The sequence below is a fragment of the Labrys sp. KB_33_2 genome (genome assembly GCF_052114505.1).
Classification (GTDB): Bacteria; Pseudomonadota; Alphaproteobacteria; order Rhizobiales; family Labraceae; genus Labrys.
This window is the reverse complement of record NZ_JBFREW010000089.1, coordinates 1-464: the sequence shown is the minus strand read 5'-3', so window position 1 is coordinate 464 and position 464 is coordinate 1. Positions and strand designations below refer to the sequence as shown.

Annotated in this window: 1 protein-coding gene; it reads left to right on the top strand. The window is 62.7% G+C overall.

The genetic code is table 11. From position 1 onward, the window contains the following. On the top strand, nucleotides 1-464 hold a 464-nt coding region (locus tag AB4037_RS34670), incomplete at both ends, for a hypothetical protein (RefSeq protein WP_441774691.1).

Below are 464 nucleotides of genomic sequence, written 5' to 3'. Positions count from 1 at the left end.
TCGTTCAACGAGACCTACAGCTATGACGATGCGGGCAACCTGACCTCGAAGACGGATGTGGGCACCTACACCTATCCGGCGCAGGGGCCCAACGCGGTGCGCCCGCATGCTGTGGGCGTGGCCGGCCTGACCTCCTTCACCTATGACGATAACGGCAACATGACCACCGGTCATGGTCGAACCTACAGCTGGGACGGCATGAACCGTCCGACGCAGATCGTCAGCGCTTATATGGGAGAGAGCCCCGGGGCGACAAGCAGCTACTTCTATGGCCCGGACGGGAGCCGGGTGAAGAAGGTGACGAAGGCGGCTCCACGGGGCTGCACCACGGCGCCCAATCCGCTGCCGACGGAGACGACGACCTATATCTTTGGAGACGAGCGGGTGAGCTATGAAGGCTCGAGCGATCCGTGCGTGCCGACGACGCCGCTGTGGGTGAAGTATCCGATGCCCGACATCAAGAT